The sequence below is a fragment of the Mycolicibacterium chlorophenolicum genome (assembly GCF_001044235.1).
Taxonomy (GTDB): domain Bacteria; phylum Actinomycetota; class Actinomycetes; order Mycobacteriales; family Mycobacteriaceae; genus Mycobacterium; species Mycobacterium chlorophenolicum.
Genome location: NZ_JYNL01000050.1, coordinates 12,374 through 31,266 on the forward strand (window position 1 = coordinate 12,374; position 18,893 = coordinate 31,266).

At 62.6% G+C, this 18,893-nt stretch carries 16 protein-coding genes and 5 pseudogenes; 12 read left to right on the forward strand and 9 right to left on the reverse strand.

Going from position 1 to position 18,893, the window contains the following annotated elements:
- The first annotated feature begins 166 nt into the window (after positions 1–166).
- Positions 167–319 (forward strand): recombinase family protein, encoded by a 153-nt coding sequence (locus MCHLDSM_RS40695; protein ID WP_327083157.1) that lies wholly within the window; start codon positions 167–169, stop codon positions 317–319.
- A complete protein-coding gene (locus tag MCHLDSM_RS40225) occupies positions 309–602 on the forward strand; it encodes a recombinase family protein (RefSeq protein ID WP_327083158.1) in 294 nt (97 codons plus the stop codon). The genes MCHLDSM_RS40695 and MCHLDSM_RS40225 overlap by 11 nt, the downstream gene beginning before the upstream one ends.
- Here the strand turns inward: MCHLDSM_RS40225 and MCHLDSM_RS19545 are convergent.
- From MCHLDSM_RS19545 to MCHLDSM_RS38545, 3 genes are all read right to left on the reverse strand, one after another.
- Positions 548–1,504: an IS481 family transposase gene (locus tag MCHLDSM_RS19545; protein WP_048471612.1), complete on the reverse strand. Its 957-nt coding sequence runs from the start codon at positions 1,502–1,504 to the stop codon at positions 548–550. The genes MCHLDSM_RS40225 and MCHLDSM_RS19545 overlap by 55 nt on opposite strands.
- A gap of 187 nt (positions 1,505–1,691) precedes the next feature.
- Positions 1,692–2,756 carry an IS110 family RNA-guided transposase gene (locus MCHLDSM_RS19550; RefSeq protein WP_048471618.1) on the reverse strand — a complete coding sequence of 355 codons (1,065 nt, stop codon included), beginning with the start codon at positions 2,754–2,756 and terminating at the stop codon, positions 1,692–1,694.
- Positions 2,757–3,240: 484 nt separating this feature from the next.
- Complete coding sequence (locus tag MCHLDSM_RS38545; RefSeq protein ID WP_014805554.1) at positions 3,241–3,402, reverse strand: hypothetical protein; 162 nt, start codon at positions 3,400–3,402, stop codon at positions 3,241–3,243.
- 688 nt (positions 3,403–4,090) lie between these two features.
- Between MCHLDSM_RS38545 and MCHLDSM_RS38180 the strand changes: the two genes are divergently transcribed.
- Positions 4,091–4,315: a hypothetical protein gene (locus tag MCHLDSM_RS38180; protein WP_014805553.1), complete on the forward strand. Its 225-nt coding sequence runs from the start codon at positions 4,091–4,093 to the stop codon at positions 4,313–4,315.
- Here the strand turns inward: MCHLDSM_RS38180 and MCHLDSM_RS39575 are convergent.
- From MCHLDSM_RS39575 to MCHLDSM_RS19570, 4 genes and pseudogenes are all read right to left on the reverse strand, one after another.
- Positions 4,312–4,812: pseudogene (locus MCHLDSM_RS39575) on the reverse strand (IS3 family transposase); the annotation flags it as partial. The gene MCHLDSM_RS38180 and the pseudogene MCHLDSM_RS39575 sit on opposite strands and share 4 nt — an antisense overlap.
- Positions 4,813–5,084: 272 nt before the next feature.
- The gene (locus MCHLDSM_RS38550; protein WP_162131313.1) at positions 5,085–5,231 is read right to left on the reverse strand and encodes a hypothetical protein; all 147 of its coding nucleotides are present in this window, start codon (positions 5,229–5,231) and stop codon (positions 5,085–5,087) included.
- Entirely contained in the window at positions 5,191–5,376 is a 186-nt protein-coding gene (locus MCHLDSM_RS40490) for a transposase (RefSeq protein WP_081495188.1), read from the reverse strand. Before MCHLDSM_RS40490 ends, MCHLDSM_RS38550 begins: the two co-directional genes overlap by 41 nt.
- 192 nt (positions 5,377–5,568) lie before the next feature.
- The gene (locus MCHLDSM_RS19570) at positions 5,569–5,994 is read right to left on the reverse strand and encodes a hypothetical protein (protein ID WP_053083033.1); all 426 of its coding nucleotides are present in this window, start codon (positions 5,992–5,994) and stop codon (positions 5,569–5,571) included.
- 870 nt (positions 5,995–6,864) lie between these two features.
- Between MCHLDSM_RS19570 and MCHLDSM_RS19575 the strand changes: the two genes are divergently transcribed.
- From MCHLDSM_RS19575 to MCHLDSM_RS39580, 4 genes and pseudogenes are all read left to right on the forward strand, one after another.
- Positions 6,865–7,665 (forward strand): mechanosensitive ion channel family protein, encoded by an 801-nt coding sequence (locus tag MCHLDSM_RS19575; protein ID WP_048471619.1) that lies wholly within the window; start codon positions 6,865–6,867, stop codon positions 7,663–7,665.
- A 106-nt stretch (positions 7,666–7,771) separates the two neighbouring features.
- Positions 7,772–8,473, forward strand: a pseudogene (locus MCHLDSM_RS36405) (leucine zipper domain-containing protein).
- A 51-nt stretch (positions 8,474–8,524) separates the two neighbouring features.
- Positions 8,525–9,718, forward strand: a pseudogene (locus MCHLDSM_RS19585) (IS3 family transposase).
- Positions 9,719–10,244: 526 nt separating this feature from the next.
- Positions 10,245–10,616, forward strand: a complete 372-nt coding sequence (locus MCHLDSM_RS39580; protein WP_234714120.1) for a hypothetical protein — start codon at positions 10,245–10,247, stop codon at positions 10,614–10,616.
- A 77-nt stretch (positions 10,617–10,693) separates the two neighbouring features.
- On the opposite strand, the pseudogene MCHLDSM_RS19595 reads toward MCHLDSM_RS39580, so the two are convergent.
- A pseudogene (locus MCHLDSM_RS19595) lies at positions 10,694–11,470 on the reverse strand (ATP-binding protein).
- Complete coding sequence (istA, locus tag MCHLDSM_RS19600) at positions 11,467–12,984, reverse strand: IS21 family transposase (protein WP_048471613.1); 1,518 nt, start codon at positions 12,982–12,984, stop codon at positions 11,467–11,469. The pseudogene MCHLDSM_RS19595 and the gene istA overlap by 4 nt, the downstream one beginning before the upstream one ends.
- A 992-nt stretch (positions 12,985–13,976) precedes the next feature.
- Here istA and MCHLDSM_RS19605 point away from each other — a divergent pair.
- The 5 genes and pseudogenes from MCHLDSM_RS19605 to MCHLDSM_RS40495 all read left to right on the forward strand — a co-directional run.
- A complete protein-coding gene (locus tag MCHLDSM_RS19605; RefSeq protein ID WP_158021543.1) occupies positions 13,977–15,551 on the forward strand; it encodes an ATP-dependent nuclease in 1,575 nt (524 codons plus the stop codon).
- 1 nt (position 15,552) lies between these two features.
- Positions 15,553–16,086 carry a UvrD-helicase domain-containing protein gene (locus MCHLDSM_RS36415; RefSeq protein ID WP_158023731.1) on the forward strand — a complete coding sequence of 178 codons (534 nt, stop codon included), beginning with the start codon at positions 15,553–15,555 and terminating at the stop codon, positions 16,084–16,086.
- Positions 16,087–16,117: 31 nt separating this feature from the next.
- Entirely contained in the window at positions 16,118–17,209 is a 1,092-nt protein-coding gene (locus tag MCHLDSM_RS36420) for a UvrD-helicase domain-containing protein (RefSeq protein ID WP_234714121.1), read from the forward strand.
- A 667-nt stretch (positions 17,210–17,876) separates the two neighbouring features.
- Positions 17,877–18,510, forward strand: a 634-nt coding sequence (locus MCHLDSM_RS19610) for a relaxase domain-containing protein (RefSeq protein WP_158023732.1), incomplete at its 3' end; no start/stop codon positions are given.
- A gap of 1 nt (position 18,511) precedes the next feature.
- Positions 18,512–18,772, forward strand: a pseudogene (locus tag MCHLDSM_RS40495) (relaxase domain-containing protein); the annotation flags it as partial.
- Between the last annotated feature and the right edge of the window lie 121 nt (positions 18,773–18,893).

Sequence of the window (18,893 nt, forward strand, 5' to 3'; positions counted from 1 at the left end):
GCTCGCAAGCAGCCCGTTTGGGTCTGAAACCGGGTGCCCCAGTGACGAGGGAGGACCTGGGGGTACGTTGCTGGGATATGCCAGGGTCTCGACGCTGCACCAGTCACCCGACATGCAGACATAGGCGCTCACGGAGGCCGGAGCCGAACGGATCTGGACTGAGCGCATGTCCGGTGTTCGCGACGATCGCCCCGAGTTGGCCGCGCTGCTCGACTACGCCCGCCGCGGCGACGTGCTCATGGTGTGGCGGTTGGACCGCCTCGGGCTGTCACGGCCACTCGGGCCGCTCGCTGCCGCACCTGCTCACCATCGCCAGTGATCTCCAGGTCCGCGGCGTAGAACTCCGTTCGCTCACCGAAGTCATCGACACCACCACACCTGGCGGCCGGCTGATCTTCCACGTCTTCGGCGCCGTCGCCGAAGTTGAGCGAGCCATCGCCGACGAACGCACCGCGGCCGGAATCGCAGCAGCCCGCGCCGCCAGGCCGGCACCCCCCGAGCCCAGATCGCCCGCACACTCGGCATATCCCGATCTAGCTGTACCCAGTCATGACGTTGGTGTCAGTCGGCTGATCGGTGGGTGGCCGCCGAGTGCGCTGTGAGTGTTGTAGTACTTGAGCCAGGGCGCAAGCGCTGCTGCCCGGCCGGTGTTGGACGTGAAGACCCGTTTGTAGGCCCATTCGGTTTGCAGGGTGCGATTGAGGCGTTCTACCTTGCCGTTTTGCCATGGGCAATGCGGTTTGATGAAGACCTGTCGGGCGTTCAGTTCGGCGCAGACTGCACCGATCGAGTAGCGATAGGCCCAAGCGTTGTCGGTCATCACGCATCCGATGGTCGGAATGCCCTGGGCGCGGAAGTTCGCTGCTGCCAGACGGAGGAAAGCCGCGCAGGTGGGGCCTTTCTCGTCGGGCAAGATCTCGGAGTAGGCCAGCCGCGAATGATCGTCGACTAATGAGTGAATGAAGTCAAAACCCCTGCCATGCCTGCGGTCTCGACTCGGAGCACAACCTTTCCCATGAGCCCGCCACCCACCTCCGTCAGGGATGCGTCCCAGCTTCTTGACGTCCATGTGCACCAGCTCTCCGGGCCGGCTGCGCTCATAGCGCACGGCGGTGGCCTTCGAGGCGCGAATGATATGACCGGTCATCGGGTCACAGTCGCGCAGGTAGGGCACCTGGCGACGGTTGAGCACCCGCGAGACCGTGCGCGGGCATACACCGAGCTTGGCGCCGATTTCGTCGGGGCCGCAACGATGACGTCGCCGCCAAGCCACGATCTGATTTTCCACACTGCGCGGAACGCGAGTGGGCATGGTGTGTGGACGCGATGAGCGATCGATTAGGCCGGCCTCGCCGTGGGCTTCGAAACGACTGATCCAGGTATGCACGCACTTGCGCGAGACCCCCATTGCGCTGGCGATATGGGCTTTGGCCCAACCGGCCTGATAGCGGCGCACCATCAGCAGACGGCCGTGAAAAGTCGTACGAGCATTACGGTGGGACATGAGTGAGAACCTCCGGCGGGATATGGACCTAGACAAGCCACACCCCACCCGGAGGTTCTCCTCACCTCAAGCCAACACGCCCGCCACCAACGTCCTGTCCCGGTACATCTAGCGTCTACCGCTTCCTCGACGGCCTTCCCGCGAAGCGTTGGTCGACCTCAGCGGGACCAGGATGCTGCTATGTCTGTCAAGCCACCAATTTCGTGGTGGTGATCGAGGCCGCGTGGGTCTGCATGATTCGGTAGACCTCTCGGGCGATGGCCCGTTTGAGGCAGCGTTTGATCTCGCGGGGCGTCTTGCCCTCGGCGGTGCGTCGCGCGGCATAAGCCTTGGTGGTGGGCTCAAATCGCAGCCGGGTCAGTGCGACTGTGTGTAGGGCGCGGTTGAGTTGACGGTCTCCGGCGCGGTTGAGCCGATGACGTACGGTGGCGCCGCTACTGGCCGGGATGGGAGCCGCTCCCGCCAGGGACGCGAAGGCTGCTTCGCTGCGGATGCGGTCGCGGTGTGACCAGGAGATGAGGAACTGGGCGGCGGTGATGACACCGATGCCTAGTCGGTCGAGCAGTTGCGGGCACGCGGCGGTGACGAGAAGCTCGAGTTCGGTTTCGTGTTCTGCGGCTTCGGCTTCGAGCATGAGCGCCCGGCGGGCGGTGGCGCGGATAGCGCGAACGGTGGCGCGGTGTTCAACCGAGTGCGCCGGCAGGGTGCGCAGACGTGCACAGCGGTTGAGTTGTTCGTCGGTGGTGCCGCGGCGTAATTGATCGCGCAGGGATTGAGGCGCATTGACGATCATGGCCTTTAGCTGTCCAATTGCTTTGGTGCGGGCTGAGATTGCTCCTTCTCGGGCAGTGAGTAGTACCCGCATCGCCTCCCTATCTCCGCGAGCTCGGGGCGCGGCCAAGTGTTCGCGGGCTAAGGCTTCGCGGGCGGCTCGAACGGCGTCGAGGTCGTCGGACTTAGCTCCGTCGCGGCGCGCCGGACGTGCCGGGCGGTCGATCTCGACGACCCACTCTCCACGCTCGAGGAGATGGGTGGTCAACCCGGCGCCGAAGCTGCCGGTTCCCTCAATAGCCCAGACCCGCCGACCGGTCGCATGGGTGGCGGCGAAGGCATCGAGCTTACGAAATCCGAACGCGTCCGTGGCGACTGTGAGCCGTTCGATGACGCCACCAGTGGCAGTGACGACTGCGGCGGTGTGAGAGTCCCGGTGGGTGTCGACGCCGATGACGAACTCGACTTTGTCTGCAAGCATGGGTGCCATGGTGTTCTCCACATCTTGTTGGGGTTCATCAGGTTGGCACCGGCCTGGATGGGATCACCGTTCGGCAAGACTGTGATGAGGCACGACCGTAACGGTCGGCCAGGCTTCTGATCAGGCCAGTCGTGGTGGGCCAGGCCGGTGCCGGTCACCATCGACGACAAATCCAACGCAAGGGCACCACCCGTGCCGGGTGAGGCCAATGAGTCTTTGGGGTCAGTCGCGGTCACCGACACCGACCCTTCCACTGGCGGCGCCGGAACTCATTACGAGTTCGGGTTCAAGACTCACAATGAGGTTTAACCTGGCCGTGTTTGGGCGTGAAAAAGCCTCGCGCGTCGAAATCGAGATTCGCCGACTGCGAGGCGAAAGCCAGCGTGGTGTGCGCGTGGAAGCCGCTGACGGGACCGTCCGGCGCGCAGGCGGTTACGGCGGCATCGGCAGGTTTCTCCCTACGGAAGGGGCGCTCATTCGAGGGCTAACGCCGCCACTCGCGAAGCGCGGCCGCGATCCGGGCCAGCCCGTCCAGGATGGCGACGATGCGTTCCGACGGCTCATCACGCGGGCAGAACACCGCCCGGTTGACCATCGCCAGTACAGGCAGAATCCAGACCAGATTCCACACGTCCGAGATGACCACAGTGACCTCCTTGCGAGGTGTACCAACAGAAAGTGCCCGACCGGTGGCCGGGCACAAAAAAGCCGGGAGACCCGGCTTCGACGCGCAAGACGAGCGCGCGTCCTTTCATGGGCTAACCCATGAAAAGATCAGTCCAGCAATACATTCGGATGGCTGGATAACTTACGGAACTGGCTTTGTGCGCAGTTGCTGCCCGTTACCAGGGGCGGGAAGAAAGATTTCGCGGTAGCGACCGGATGTTGGGCACAGTCGTGCTACTGCATCTGAGCGGCAATCTTACCTGTATCGAGGCCAGGTGAGGTGAATGAAAGTCTGGGGAATGTGCTCGCGCTACCGGATTTTGGGCGCACTAGCTAACGGCACTTCATTAACTGTACTCGCAGATAAATGCGCCAGAATGAAAGCAAGCACCTGGGCGTGTCTCCCTGCCGAGAGAGCGGGGCCTCAGTTCCGGCAGCCGGATGTCCCGACTTCCCTATCCTTGGAGGCGTGACGAGCGAGTGCGGTGACACCGGGTCGACGCTGCCTCCGTCCCCGACTCCCCGCGCCCTTTTGGTCAACTGCCCGACCTTGCGGTCCCAGGTGACTTTGACGACCCACTCCCCGAGACGAAGCTGGCCACGTGGGAGGGACGCGCCTCCGACGAGGGTTAGAGCAGGCGGGGGTCGCCGTCTTCGTCGAGCACGATATGCCGATCGCCGCGCTGGAGCGCGTCGAGCGCAAGATCAATTTCGTGGACGGCGAGATCGGCTGTGCGGCTGGGGCCCAGGACGACGATCTGATCAGACTGATCAGCGCCGCCGCCAGCCACCAGGCCGACGAACTCGGGATTGCCCGCGACGACGAACTGCAGATCCCAGCCGATGTGGCGTCCGACTGGGCTTCCCCCCGGAATCGTGAAGGCTTCTCTTAAGCTGCAGCCGGTTGGTCTGCAGCGAGTCTCTCGTATTGGATCGGCGACATCAATGCCGCCGCGCTGTGCCGGCGCTGGGTGTTGTAGAAGTCCTGGCACCACGCCACCACGACCTGGCGTGCCTGGGCTTTGGTGCTGAAGTGGTGCCGAGACAGGACTTCGTGCTCGAGGGTCGAGAAGAACGCCTCCGCAGCGGCGTTATCGAAACATGAACCGACCCTGCCCATCGACTGCGACACTCCGAGTGTTCGGCTCAGCGTCGTGAAAGTCGTAGCAGTAAAGGTAGATCCGCGATCAGTATGGAAGATCACCCCGTCGATGGCGGCGCGTCCACCGCGCACCGCCGCAGCCATCTTGATCGCGTCGCAAGCCAGATCGGCATCCGGGTGATCCGAGGTCGCGCTAGCCAGCAGCCGACGCGAATGTAGATCCAGCACCGAAGCGAAATAGAGCTTGCCTTCGTCGGTGGGGATCTCGGTGATGTCCCCGCACCACTTCCACGTTCGGCGCCGGGGCGGTGAAGTCCCGGTGCAGCAGGTCGGGGAACTTCGGCGCGGTCGAGTCTTGGCGGGTCAATCCTCGAGGTGCGCCCCGACGCCTCGAACAGGTCGCGCACCCTGGCGTCCAATTCGGCGCGGCGGCGGGCCCGCCCGGTAGGCCCGCGACCGATCCACTTATGGAACCAGGATGCTGATCCCCAGGATTGCGCAGGTCAGGGTGTGCGGCACCCGGTGCATGGTCCTCTGGTCGGCGACGAAGCGGGCCACGCTCACTTCGTCGCCTCGTTGACCCAGAGAACCACCGATCGTTTTAAAACATCGCGCTCCATCCGCAGCTGGGCATTCTCGGCGCGTAGCCGCTTCAGCTCGGCGACATCACCGGTCAAAAAGCCCCCGCGCCCCTCCATGTTCAGCACGGTCCTTGACAACCCAGTTTCCCAGGGTGCCCGGGTGCACACCCAGGTCGCGGGCTATCCGGGCGATCGGCTTACCGGTCTCACGGACGATGCGTACCGCACCCTCCCGGAACCCCGGATCGAACTTCCTTCGCGAATCCGGCATAACTACTCCTCATAGTGCATGCCTTCACGGTTTTGGGGGATGTCCATGCCGCACGACGGCGAAACCTAGCTTGCCGCCCGCTCGCCCTGGGCCGCCATCACGGCGCACGCGAAAACCTGCCGCGAACGGCGACTAATCAGCCTGCCGGAACACGACGGCCCACCGACCAACGACGCCAGACCGTTCATCGCGTCAGATGCCGAGCATCAGCCCGGCTGTCCAACCACGCCCCACGTCAACCTTGACTGCCAGCGCAAAAGCTAGGGCGCGCTGAATGCTCTCAGCGACGTCGCGGGCGGATTGAGACCGAGCTGAGTCCCCGATGGTGCGTGACACCGTCGCGGTCACCAGGTCGGGGATCTCGGCATCGAGGGTGTCGAACGCCGAGTGGGTGCGCCCATAAAGGTTAAACGATCCCGGCTTTGCGCTGCAGCATGCCGGGGTGCGGCCAAGAAGCTGTGGATTCCTTCGGCAAACCGCGGCCGCGGCAAACCGCGGCCAGCGGTCGACGGCGTCCACCACAACGACGGTGCCCGTGCTGGCGGCATGCAGGCAGGGACCGTCCCCGGCATCGTACTGTTCGTTGTCGACCCGCAGGGTCCGTTGGTAGGTGTGCACTGCGGTGTAGGTACGTCCGCCGATGTCGAGGTCACTCCGGTGCTGTCAGCGCCGTCGATGACCTAGTAGGCGATCTCAGCGACGCGATGCAGCAGGGTGAGCAGATCGTTCTCGTCGGCGATGCTGGACCTTCGGTGACCAGCATCTGCCCCAGCATCGTCGGGGTGAGCTTGTCCTGAGCGGCGCCGGCAATGACGACGTCGAAGGCCTCGACAACACTGGCTTCGTCGGCAGCGGTACCGGCAGGGATTGGTTGGTGCGCGACTCGCGGTGATCCGTGAGACCTCAGTGGTTCACGACGTTACAGGTCCGAGGATCGGGCTTCGCGACCCAGATCCCCGACCGACTGCCATCAGGTGACGACCATGTCGTCGCGGCCACCGTGGCACCGTCGCCCAGCATGCGAGACCGGGGCATTTTGGCGAGCTGACCCTGATCCCATCCCGTTCGTGCGCTCGCAAACGGCCCTTCTTCGCAAACTTTCGACAGACGACGTACTGTTAACGGCACCGTCGCGAGGCACAGGCAATCTGTTGGCAATCGTGTTGGTATAGAACGCTTTTCGGTTGATTATTCCGTCCCCAGCGTCGTTCTCGACGTGCACTATCGAGGGGGATGAGCAGACGTCGTAACCGATGCACCTTCTAGCTCCGTTGGTTCGAACGCCCGCGGCGTTTCGCCATAGGGCGTGACGGTCATCAGCCGGCCGGGCGGTACGGATCTCTGAAACGTGGTTTCCCTGGGCGGGATCGGGGAATTGACCCCAACGAAGCTTTCTGCGCCGGGTTTGAGAAGAAGGTTCCGGTTGCTCCTCAATTACCGCCGTGGGCTGTCACGAGCGCAAAGCTGACTACTGGATGGACGTGCATGATGAGGGACGCTTTGAACGACATGTGGCGCTCGATAGCCACCTTCGCCCCCAAACTGGTGGCGTTCCTGCTGATCCTGATTATCGGATTGATCGTGGCCAAATTGATTTCCAAAGCGGTCGACAAAATCCTGGAACGGGTTGGTTTCGACCGCGCTGTGGAACGCGGCGGCGTGAAACGTGCGCTCGCCAACAGCCAATACGACGCCTCTACCATCGCCGGGAAGATCGTCTATTACGCGTTAGCGCTATTCGTCCTACAGCTGGCGTTCGGCGTGTTTGGCCCCAACCCGATCAGCGTCCTGCTCACCGGGGTGATCGCGTTCCTGCCGAAGCTGTTCGTCGCCCTGATCATCGTGGTGGTGGCCTCGGCGATCGCCGCCGCAGTGCGGGACCTGTTGTCCAACAGCCTCAGCGGGCTGTCCTACGGTCGACTGCTGGCCAACCTGGCCAGCATCTTCATCCTCGGCCTCGGCGTCATCGCGGCCCTCAACCAGATTGGCATCGCGCTCACGGTCACTCTCCCGGTGCTCATCACGATCCTGGCCACCCTCGGCGGAATCCTCGTGGTCGGGGTGGGCGGCGGCCTGATCAAACCGATGCAGGGCCGCTGGGAAAACTACCTGCAGAAAGCTGACGAAGAACGCCGCGCCCTGCGCGATCGCGGCCAGTCGGCGAACTTTGCCGAAACCAGCACACAGTATTCCAGTCACGCGCAGCCGCCTGGTAACCCCCCCGCAGGCCCACCGCCCCGCGCCTTCGGGGACACACCGCAACAGCCGGGAACATCAGGCACCGGCTAGATGTACTGACCACGGACGTTGGTGACGGCGTGGTGAGGTGACAAGACGAAGACCTCCGAGTGGAGTGCGAGCTGTCTAGGAACGCTCACCGATCTCGGAGGTCTTCGTGGTTCACCGTAATGCCCCCTTGTCTGAAACTGGCCGTCTGCGGCTGGCTCGTTGCGACGTCGAAGAAGGCTGGACGCTGCGCCGGGCCGCTGAGCGGTTTCAGGTCGCCGTCACTACAGCCCAGAGGTGGGCCGCGCGTAACCGCGAGCTGGGGCCGGCAGGGATGGTCGATCGCAGCTCGCGTCCGCACCGAAGTCCCTATCAGACCCCCACCCGCACCGAGCGTCGGATCATCAAAGTCCGGGTCATCCGGCGATGGGGCCCAGCTCAGATCGGCTATCTGCTGGGCATACATCCCTCGACCGTGCACCGGGTTTTGACCCGCTACGGCGTGGCCCGTTTGCGCTGGCTCGACCGACCCACTGGTCGGGTCATCCGCCGGATCGAATCGAAGGCTGTCGGCGATCTTGTTCATGTGGATGTCAAGAAGCTCGGCAAGGTTCCTGCCGGTGGCGGGCAACCGCAATGCTCAGGCCCACAGGGGGCCGGGTCAACACAGGGATCGCCACCTGGTGCGTGGCTATTACTTCCTCCACACCGCCATCGACGGCCACTCCCGACTGGTCTACAGCGAGATGCTGAACTTTGCGCCGAATACCCACGCTGGCTACACACCTACAATTACCACCGCGGCCACACCGCACTCGGCGGCCAACCACCCACCAGCCGCGTACCTAACCTGGGTCTGCTGCACGGATAGGTGACATCTGAGTTGGCTTGCCCGGGGTGGGCAGGCTGGAAGGATGTCTTTGTGCCCAGGCCCTACCCACGTGAGTTCCGCGACGTCGTCGTACGCGTGGCCCGGAACCGCGAAGAAGGCGTGACGATCGAGCAGATCGCCACCGACTTCGGTGTTCACCCGATGACGCTGACCAAGTGGATGCGCCAAGCTGACATCGACGAGGGCGCCAAGCCCGGCAAGAGCACCGGCGACTCGGCCGAGCTGGTCGAGCTGCGGCGCCGTAATCGGCTGTTGGAGCAGGAGAACGAGGTGCTGCGCCGGGCGGCAGCCTACTTGTCGCAGGCCAATCTGCCGGGAAAAGGGTCTACCCGCTCGTAAAGGAGCTCGCCGCCGATGGGATCCCCGTCGCGGTGACGTGCCGGGTACTGCAGCTCGCCCGCCAGCCCTACTACCGCTGGCTGGCCAATCCCATCACCGACGCCGAACTGGTCGAGGCCTACCGCGCCAACGCCCTGTTCGACGCCCACCGAGACGACCCAGAGTTCGGCTACCGCTACCTCGTCGAAGAGGCCCGTGATGCCGGCGAGCCGATGGCCGAGCGCACCGGCTGGCGGATCTGTTCGCAGAATCGATTGTGGAGCGTGTTCGGAAAGAAACGGGGCAAGAACGGTAAAGCCGGCCCACCGGTTCATGACGATCTGGTGGAGCGTGACTTCACCGCCGAGGCTCCAAACCGGTTGTGGCTCAGCGATATCACCGAACACAGCACGGGCGAAGGCAAGCTCTACATCTGCGCAATCAAGGACGCGTTCTCCAATCGTATCGTCGGCTACTCGATCGACTCCCGAATGAAGTCCAGGTTGGCCACCACCGCACTCGATAGCGCAGTGGCCCGCCGCGGCGACACCGCCGGGTGCATTCTGCACAGCGACCGCGGCAGCCAATTTCGCAGCCGGAAATTTGTGCACGCCCTCAACCGGCACGGCATGGTCGGCTCCATAGGTCGCGTCGGGGCAGCCGGCGACAACGCCGCGATGGAGAGCTTCTTTTCTCTGCTGCAGAAGAACGTGCTGGACCTTTTCTCTGCTGCAGAAGAACGTGCTGGACCGGCGCCGCTGGGACACCCGAGAACAGCTCCGCATCGCGATCCTCACCTGGATCGAACGGACCTACCACCGGCGGCGCCGACAAACCGCTCTCGGCCGGTTGACCCCGATTGAATACGAAGCAATCATGACCACACCGGCCAGTCAGGCCGCGTGACCGAAAAGCTGTCACCTGATCCTGCAGCAGACCCCCTGTCAGGTCAGTACACCTAGCTAGTAACTACGAGCACGGTCGGGTACCACCCACGTGATCTCGGGTAGGCAAGGCGGATCGAATCAACCACGTCACCTCCCTCCTGGTGTCGACCGCATCGGTGTGGTGGTTCCGGTTCACGACGAACAAACACACCCTGCCCGAGTGCTTGGAAGCCATCGGGGTGGCCGTTTCCGGCGTCAACGTGCCCGTGACAGTCCTTGTGGCCCTCGACGCGTGCACCGACGGCTCAGCCGCAGTGGTCGGCGACTTCTCGTCAGTGGCGTGGAGACGATGGTCGTGAGTGACAGGTGTGTGGGGGCAGCCCGCGCTGCGGGCATGTCCGAGCTGTTGCGACGTACGATGTCCGTGGAACCTGGCTCGCCACCACCGACGCCGATTCCGTCGTCCCCGCGCACTGGTTGATGGCTCAACTACGGCACACCGAACGGGGTGCGCGAATGGTCGCAGGAACCGTAGCGGTGCAGGATTGGCAGAACCGCAGCCCGCCGTCCGCGACCGCGCACGACGGGACTACCACGCTGCGGCCCACCGCCACATTCACGGCGCTAACCTGTCATTCCATGCCGTCCGCTATCTCGCCGCAGGTGGATTCGCCCCAGTGAGCCATGACGAGGACGTCGCTCTAGTCCGGGCCTTCGAAACCAACGCCGAACCCATCGCGTGGGCAGCAGATCTTCCCGTCATCACCTCGGCGCGCCGTGACGCACGGGCACCGAAAGGATTCGCAACATATCTGACCTCCCTTCAGGCTCAGATCACCGCGCCGCCGGCAGAACTGCCCTCGTCTGTCAATGGACAGCTGGAACTGCCCGTGGGCGGACATGAGAACTGCCCGTAGGTGGCCAATAAGAACTGCCCAGTGGCGGACACGAATCTGCCCGTGAGGGTGTGTCCGCCACCGGTCGTTCGCTGGTGTCAGGTCAGGGGTTTGACTCCTTTCCCGTGCAGGGCTTGGGCCAGGCGCACGGAGTCTCCGCTGGTTTGGCATAGGTGCGCGTGGTGCAGGAGCCGGTCGACGGTCGCGGTGGCCAACGTCTTGGGCATCAGCTCGTCGAAGCCACTGGGATGCAGATTCGACGAGATCGCCACCGACTTGCGTTCGTAGGCTGCCTCGACGATGCGGTAGAGCCCTTCAGCGGCGTCAGCACCGACCGGCAGCAGCCCGACGTCATCAATGACGACGAGCTCGGCACGCACGATCTTGGCCACCGCCTTGCCCAGGGAGTCATCGGCGCGATGCGCCCGGACGAGCACGCCGATCTATTCGAGGGTGAACCAGGCCACCGGCATTCCGGCTTCGATGACTTTCTGCCCGAGTGCTTCGAGGAAGAATGTCTTGCCGGTGCCGGCCGGCCCGCAGACCACCAGGTTTTCCCGACGCCCCACCCATTCCAGGGTTTGTAGCGCCTGTTGGGTGGGCAGCGGGATCGACGAGGCGCCCGGATCCCAGGCATCGAAGGTTTTCCCGGTCGGGAAGCCGGCGGCCTTGCGGCGGGCGGCCAGCATGGAGCGGGCGCGTCCGGCGGCTTCTTCGGTCAGCAGTGCCTTGATGACTTCGGTGGGGTCCCAGCGTTGTGCGCGGGCGGTGGCCAGCACGTCGGCGGCGATCGCTCGGGCGTGCGGCAACCGCAACCCACGCATCAAGGTTTCGACGTCGGCGGGCAGCGCCGCGGCAGTAGTGGTGGTGGTCATGCGATGCCCGCCTCGGGGGCATCAATGGTGGTGCGGCCGAACAGGTTCCACCCGCTGGTGCCTTGCGCCAGCGAGGTGTCCTCGCCGGCGCCACGTCGGGTGGGGTCCATGCCCTTGCTGGCAAGGATGGAGTCGAGATCGCCGGTGGCGAACCGGCCGTGCACGGCGGCATGACCCAAGGCCCAGTCGACATCAGAGCAGCCGGCCAGTGCTGAGAGTTCGACGGCGTGGGCCATTTTCTGCAGAATCCGTTCAGTGCCGACGGCGGCGGCTTCTTTGAGCCACACCGCTGCACCGGGACCCAAGGCCAGGAAGGTCTGCTCACTGGCGGTGCGGGCACGCACGCGGTAGTCCCCGGGCACTTTGTCGCGGTGGTCGGGGAAATGGTCATCGTGGATTGCGGGGCTGCCGGGGGTGGCGCGACGGTGCCGGGCCACCTCGATGGGGCCGCCGTCGTCGAGGGCGCAGATCACCACTTCGTCGGTGCTGTCGTGATGTCGGATCCACACTGTTTGTCCCAATAGTGTTGCTGGAACTGAGTATTGGCAGTGTTCGAAGGTGACCATCGGGGTGTTGTCGGGAACCCGGCGGGTCACTCCCAGTGCGGCGGTGTGGGGCAGGTCGGGCACCGCGTGCAGGGCGGGGCGTTCCTGGGTGAGCATCTCGACGGGGCGTCGACCCGTGGTGCGGTGCACCCGGGCGTTGATCTCGGCGTTGAACTCAGCGCACGCGGCTTCGACATCGGCGAAGGTGGCGTACTGGGGCAGCAGATTGGTATCGGTGGGCACGATATCGGCTTTGGCGAGTTTGACGGCGTTCTCCACCCCACCTTTGGAAGCGGGATCGGCAGGCTCACAGGTCAGCGCCGAGATGCCGTAGTAGCGGCCGAAGGTGACCGCAGCGCGGTTGCGGACCGGCACCCCGGCGATGTGTCCGGTGGTGACGGTCTTCTCGTTGTCGGTCAGCAGGTAGGTCGGGGCGCCACCGAGGATCCGGAAGATCCGGTCCAGGCCGGCGAAGACGCTCGGTGCGGTACGGTCGCGCAACGCGATCACCACCCGGTAGCGGCTCCACGCCAGCCACGCCACCAACAGCACAATTTTACGGCCGGCCACAAGCGGGCCGTCGGCGAAGTCGTACTGCAGCCACAGTCCGGGCTCGGTGATCCACGGCCGGTGCACCCGCGTATTGCCCAGTCGCCATTGCGCTTTGATCTCCGCCACCGCCCGGCGGGTGGTACGGTCGGTACCGCTGTATCCGAGCGCGACGAGTTTGTCGTGGGCTTTGTCGCCGCGGATCTTGCCCTTCGAATCAGCGACCCAGGTTTCCAGCAGGTCGCGCCAATCGTCGATCATCCGGGCCCGCCGCGTCGCTGGCGGCAACCCGGCGCCGCGGTCTTCGACCGCTTTCTTCACGGTGTGATGCGAGCACCCGCACAGCTCAGCCGCGGCGCGGTAGGACCCGGTCAGGTCGTAGGCATTGAGTATTTCCATGAGTTCTCCGTCAGACTTCAAGTAGGTCTCTCCTGGGGTTTTCGTTTCGACTAGGCATCGACATCGAAACCGCAGGAGAGGCCGCCACGGCGCTGACGCGCCGGGCGATATCAGGTAGGTCTGGGCAGATTCATGGCCGCCTGCGGGCACTTTCGTGTCCGCCGGTGGGCAGAAGTTATTGGCCGCGAGTGGGCATTTTTATGTCCGCGAGTGGGCATTTTTTCACGTCCGCCGACACACCAGTAAGACTGCCCGGATATCGACGGACAGAACTGAAACGCCCACAGGAAGTTAGCCCGGCGACGTTCGGCGTTGCGAGGTTGGCGAGGCTCGGCGACGGCAAACATCTCTCGCGGGCGAGACTCGCCACCGAAGCGACAAACAGCCGTCCCCGCGATCCAGCTCCAGACTTGCGGAGCGCGGCTCGGCGGAGTCTGGCCTGCGCAAAGTGGACCCACGTTAGGGTGCTGTCGCGTCGGGCCAGAACATACGTGCTCGATCCAAACCTTCCACTGCCGTTCGCAGATCTTGAACTGAGAGACTGGCTGCGAACCGCCGCTGGATCAGGCAACACGGGATCAGCGGCGCTACCGCCGCACGCTGAAGCATCTTGGGCAAACGACACGCCCCAAGAAATCGGTGTTGGTAGATTTTTTCACTATCGTCGTCCGAGTGTGCAATACCTCGAATTTTGGGGCGAGTGTGTTGTCGATTAACGACGTCATCGACGTGTTGCGACGTAGCACCAACCAGCGTCGTCGGCACACCTCTGTTCGAAAAGCTTGTGGCGCTCCTCATCGATCTCGATCCAGCGCTAATCCATCAGCACGAATCGGTCTGATTTCGGATCGGCTGGCCAGGTCGACAATGCAGTCAGATATTTATCGTCCCGGGGCGCACGAGCGCCACACAAGCTAGTACACCGCCGTCTAAGACAGTTCTACGAGCCCAAGAACAAGGGAAGCATGAGACTGACTCACTTTGAGGTCCGAGGGCATCGGGTCCTCCAAGACATGACAGTGGACGTTCGCGACCATCTAGTCATCATCGGAGCCAATGACGTAGGGAAGACTTGGATCCTGCGTCTACTGCACGCTCTCCTCGGAGCATCGGTGCAACAGCTGTTTCAGACCTTTACCCTCACCGACATCCGCGAAGGCGAAGACGAGCTGAGCGTAGTCGCACGCCTAGAGGATCTGGATGCGGACGAGCTTGCTCTCTTCCCGTTTGAGACTTCCGTTGAGGCCGGGGAGCCTAATTATCTTGTCCTACAGCTAGAGGTTAGGCCATCAGAAGAAGACCCGGACAACGTGGCAATCACACGTTTCTTCCCAGATTCCGGAACTCGGCGAGGCCCAAGTCGCAATCAACTGTTGGCAATTGGTTGGCGGTATCTTCCTGCTACACGTTCGAGCGGCCCGGAGTTCATGGACGGCCGAACAAGCCCTTTCCGCACAATGCTCGACTCGGCCGATCTTGGGGACGAGATCGAGGACTTCGGCGCGCTGCTTCAAGAATTTAACAACAAGCTGGAGGAGAATACCGCCTTACTTGAACTGCGTAAGACAATTGCGACGCATTTGTCTCGATCCGTCCCCAAGACTTATACCGAGGATGCGCTCGCTATTAGAACGTCGGCTGATCCGGTCGATCAACCCTTACAAGACGTAACCATCTATCTACGGGAAGGGGACCGCTTCAAGTCATTGTCAGAACAGAGTGATGGCATGAGGCAGTTGATGGCGCTGACGTTTTTCGATCTTGCTCAGGTCCGGTCCAACATTGTTGCCGTGGATGAGCCGGAGATCCACTTACACGCATCGAGTCAGCGCACGGTGGCGGCCCTTTTCGCAGAATCTCCTAAGCAACGGATCGTCGTAACCCACTCCCCCTACATCGTTCACCGATTCGAGCCGAAACACGTCCTCGTCATCAATCCGGCCAGCGAGGCAAGGCAACTTGCAGAAGAGAACTTTTCCGATGTCGAAAAGGAGATGCTGCACTGGTGGTCGCCATACTTGCTCGAGAGCCTCACGGCCAGGAGGGTCCTGCTCGTCGAGGGCCTTGCTGACCGAATTCTGATCGAAGCTGCCGCAAGAGCACTTGGCATCGGCCTCGACCGCATTGGCGTGTCAGTCTTAGCCTTGGATGGAGCAGATAAGTTCAGTCACGTGCTAAAGATTCTCGGTCGCAATGGGTTCCGCCTTCCAGTCTGCGGTCTCTGCGACGAGGATAGGGAGCAATCTTGGGCTGGAACGTTAGGTCTACGACCGCGCGCACTCGAACAAAACGGCTTCTTCGTTGCACGTAAAGACCTTGAGCACGAGTATGTTCGCGCGGCTGGCGTCAAAAAGGTGGTGGATGCGCTCATAGCTGCGAAGGTCGCACGCACTGAGGGTATTACACAATCTACAGGCGCTGCGGACATTGATTCTGTCACCCCAGATCAACTGGGGACCTTCCTGTCTTCGGTGGATAGCAGGAAGGTGCCAGCAGCTAGGGCAGTGGCACCCATCTTGACGCCAGAAATCGTGGCAGCAAGCCCATCCCTAATGGGGCTAATCAGTTTTTTGAAGGCAGATGCCTGACATGGACACTAAGAAACCACGCGGACGTCAACAGGAAGCAGTAGAGAGTAGTGCTAACTGCCTTCTTGTAATTGCTCCTCCGGGCTGCGGTAAGACTGAGGTGCTCGCTATGCGCGCCGAGCATCTTCTCGCCTCCGGAAAGATCCGTCCGAATCGTCGCATCCTCGCAATTACCTTTACCAACCGTGCCCGCGATAATCTGCGAAGCAGACTGGAAGAACAACTGGGCGGAAACCGCTTGCGCAGCTCAATACTGGTCGCAAATTTCCACGAGCTAAGCGCTCGTATCGTAGAGGCGCATCATCGCACTATTGGGCTGGCGCCCGGCTTTACCTATCCTCGCCCTGCTTGGCTCCGTCGCGCACTCTCCGAACTTACGTCCGATCGAGCTAGGCATCGTCAGGTGAAGGAGATTCTGGGCTCGCTAAAGAGAGAACCACTGACGGATGGGCAGCTCGTCGAACGCATCAGAGAGACTGGAAACAGTGACGTTTTAGCTCTGGAGGAGCGCCTGGCTAGAAGCAAACTATATTGACTTCGGAGACCTTCTGCGCCACACCCAATTGTTGCTACGGAACAAGCGAGTTTCGCATCTGTTCCAGCTACACTTCGACGCCATCCTTGTCGATGAATTTCAAGATCTTTCGCTGCAGCAGTATGAGATCACTCAGCACATGTGTTCTCGGAATATTACCTACGTTGGCGACCCGCACCAGGGCATTTTCGGCTGGGCTGGCGCGGACCCAGTTCATGTTTTGCAAGACATCAGGTCTAGGGCGGACCAGACAATTGATTTGGACGTCAACTTCAGGTCATCGCCTGCAGTCCTCCGGGTAATTAATTCAGTTTCATCCAGCCTCGGATCCGCGCCTTTACATGCGGCAGAGCCGGAAGAATGGAAATCCGGTGACCATGCTTACGCCGTGCAATATGCGACCGACTCAGATGAAGCTGCTGGAATCGTATCCCTGACCGACTATCTTGCCGAGAAGTGCCCGGAAGACACTGTCGGCGTAATTTGCCGAGCAGAGTACCGGCGTAGTGCCCTCAATTCCGCATACGAGAACGCTCGATATACTCCACAGTTCTGGGACTATGCGCTAGACAACCCCCGGGTTACACGCTTACTTAAAAGACACTCAAAGCATGTTGACGCAGGCCTAACATTCGACCAACAAGTCGACGAATTGCGCGAGCGCGCAACCGGGTCCTTCAACCCAGCCGACGTCGACGCAATATCTGAGGTCCATGAGGCCTGCGAGCAGCTAATGCAACATACCGACAGCAATCTTCCGCTTTCCGAATTCATGAATAGATTGCGTGACACCACGATGTCTGCAATCAGTCCAGGGGTGCACGTTCTGAATGCGCATGTCGGTAAAGGCCAACAATTCGACTGGGTTGTGGTCATGGGTCTCGAGGAGGGTCACGTGCCAAGTTCATACTCGACGACGCCGGCGCAGGTTTTGGAGGACCAGAGAATCCTGCTGGTAATGCTGTCGCGGGCGCGAAAAGGTGTCTTTCTCACTTGCGCGCGCTCCAATCGGAATCAATATGGCCGCTTGTTTCATAACGAAGCGTCGCGGTGGTGGACAGACATGGAGTCGTCGTGCCAACCGCTTTCACCGTCTGTCGCGGTAGCGATGCGCGTGATGTGACTTCGCCGAGCTTGGATCGTCCACCCGACACCGGTGAAGCGCTGCTGCTCACACCAGCGCCAACATCACCAATTCATCCGACCCTGCAGGTCCGCATATCGGGATGCCACAAGTCGTTCACGACCGGCCGTGGACGACTTGTGGTTCTCACCCGGTGGCCAGGCCCGGCGGGGCGGTACCGCAGTAAATACCGCAGTCGTTTCATCTAGCCTCAGTGCCCACCAACACCAGTAACGGGGAATCCCCAGTTCGAAACGGTCCAGCTAACAACTATCACCAACCCTCAACGCAACAAACATCGAGTTCAGAGGATTTTAGTCCGCTTCCTGGCCACTGTCCTCAGGGCCTCAACCGAAGGGAAACCGGGGCGTGAACTGCATATGTGCGACTACTTGCTTAGCTGTCCAGCCGTGGCGACAGGCGCAAGGGTATTCGACCCACTCGAGTACGTCCCCTGCGCCAACACCGGCCCGTCTAAGAGTTCTCTAAGAACCTCCGGTTTGGTGGTGGCTCCGCCAGCCCCGGAGTTCGTAGCGTGCGGCGCATGCGGACACCGGCGTGCGCGTCATGGTGATGACGCTGCACAAGCTGACCGCCGGGGACGGANTGGCTCCGCCAGCCCCGGAGTTCGTAGCGTGCGGCGCATGCGGACACCGGCGTGCGCGTCATGGTGATGACGCTGCACAAGCTGACCGCCGGGGACGGATACCTGTACCTGGTGCGGCAGGTCGCTGCCGCCGACAGCACCGAACGGGGCCGCTCCACCTTGGCCGACTACTACTCCGCCAAGGGGGAATCGCCGGGCCGCTGGATGGGCCGCGGCCTGGCAGCCCTGTCGGACACCGGCCGCTGCGAGGTCACTCCCGCTGTCCGCGAGGAGATTTGGACGGTCGAGGAAGGCTCGGCTGTCGGCGAGGCGCAGATGCGCGCCCTTTACGGGGTGGGTCTGCACCCCAACGCCGAGCGCATTCAGAACTACGTCATCAACCGCGGCATGGGCAGCCAGCGCGCGGCCAGCCGCCTTGGCCGTGAGTTTCAAGTCCGCGATGGCGAGCCGGAGTTCGCGCGCCGTTTGGCGGTGGCCTTTCGTGACCACAACGCCGAGATCGGTGCGCACTGGAACGCCACCATCTCCCCAGAGGATCGCGCGCAGATCCGCACCCGCGTGGCTGTGAAGTTGTTCGGCGAGGAGTACGGCCGCCCGCCCGCCGATGATCGGGAACTGTCGGGGTTTATCGCCCGCAACACCCGCGCGAAGACCACCGCGGTCGCCGGGTATGACCTGACGTTCTCGCCGGTGANCCCGCCGATGATCGGGAACTGTCGGGGTTTATCGCCCGCAACACCCGCGCGAAGACCACCGCGGTCGCCGGGTATGACCTGACGTTCTCGCCGGTGAAATCGGTGTCGGCGCTGTGGGCTATCGCCCCGCTGTCGGTGGCCGAACAGATCGAAGCAGCCCACGATGCGGCGGTCGCCGACGTCCTGGAATGGCTGCAGGATCAGGCCGCGTTCACCCGCACCGGCGCCGGTGGCGTCGCCCAGGTCGACACCGAAGGGCTGGCTGTGTCAACCCGATCTGGGACCACGATGACGGCCTGACTGGGACCCACCTGGCACCGGCTAATCACGCCCTTGGTCTCGGTGGTCACTGCCGAGTGGCGAGGGCTATAGGTATCTGCAG

Coding starts and splice junctions, on each gene's coding strand:
- MCHLDSM_RS36415 (WP_158023731.1), top strand. CDS start 15,553: ATGGACACTAAGAAACCACGCGGACGTCAACAGGAAGCAGTAGAGAGT.
- MCHLDSM_RS19550 (WP_048471618.1), bottom strand. CDS start 2,756: ATGCTTGCAGACAAAGTCGAGTTCGTCATCGGCGTCGACACCCACCGG.
- MCHLDSM_RS40490 (WP_081495188.1), bottom strand. CDS start 5,376: ATGCCGGATTCGCGAAGGAAGTTCGATCCGGGGTTCCGGGAGGGTGCG.
- MCHLDSM_RS19545 (WP_048471612.1), bottom strand. CDS start 1,504: ATGTCCCACCGTAATGCTCGTACGACTTTTCACGGCCGTCTGCTGATG.
- MCHLDSM_RS19575 (WP_048471619.1), top strand. CDS start 6,865: ATGAGGGACGCTTTGAACGACATGTGGCGCTCGATAGCCACCTTCGCC.
- MCHLDSM_RS40695 (WP_327083157.1), top strand. CDS start 167: ATGTCCGGTGTTCGCGACGATCGCCCCGAGTTGGCCGCGCTGCTCGAC.
- MCHLDSM_RS19605 (WP_158021543.1), top strand. CDS start 13,977: ATGACAGTGGACGTTCGCGACCATCTAGTCATCATCGGAGCCAATGAC.
- MCHLDSM_RS38180 (WP_014805553.1), top strand. CDS start 4,091: ATGCCGATCGCCGCGCTGGAGCGCGTCGAGCGCAAGATCAATTTCGTG.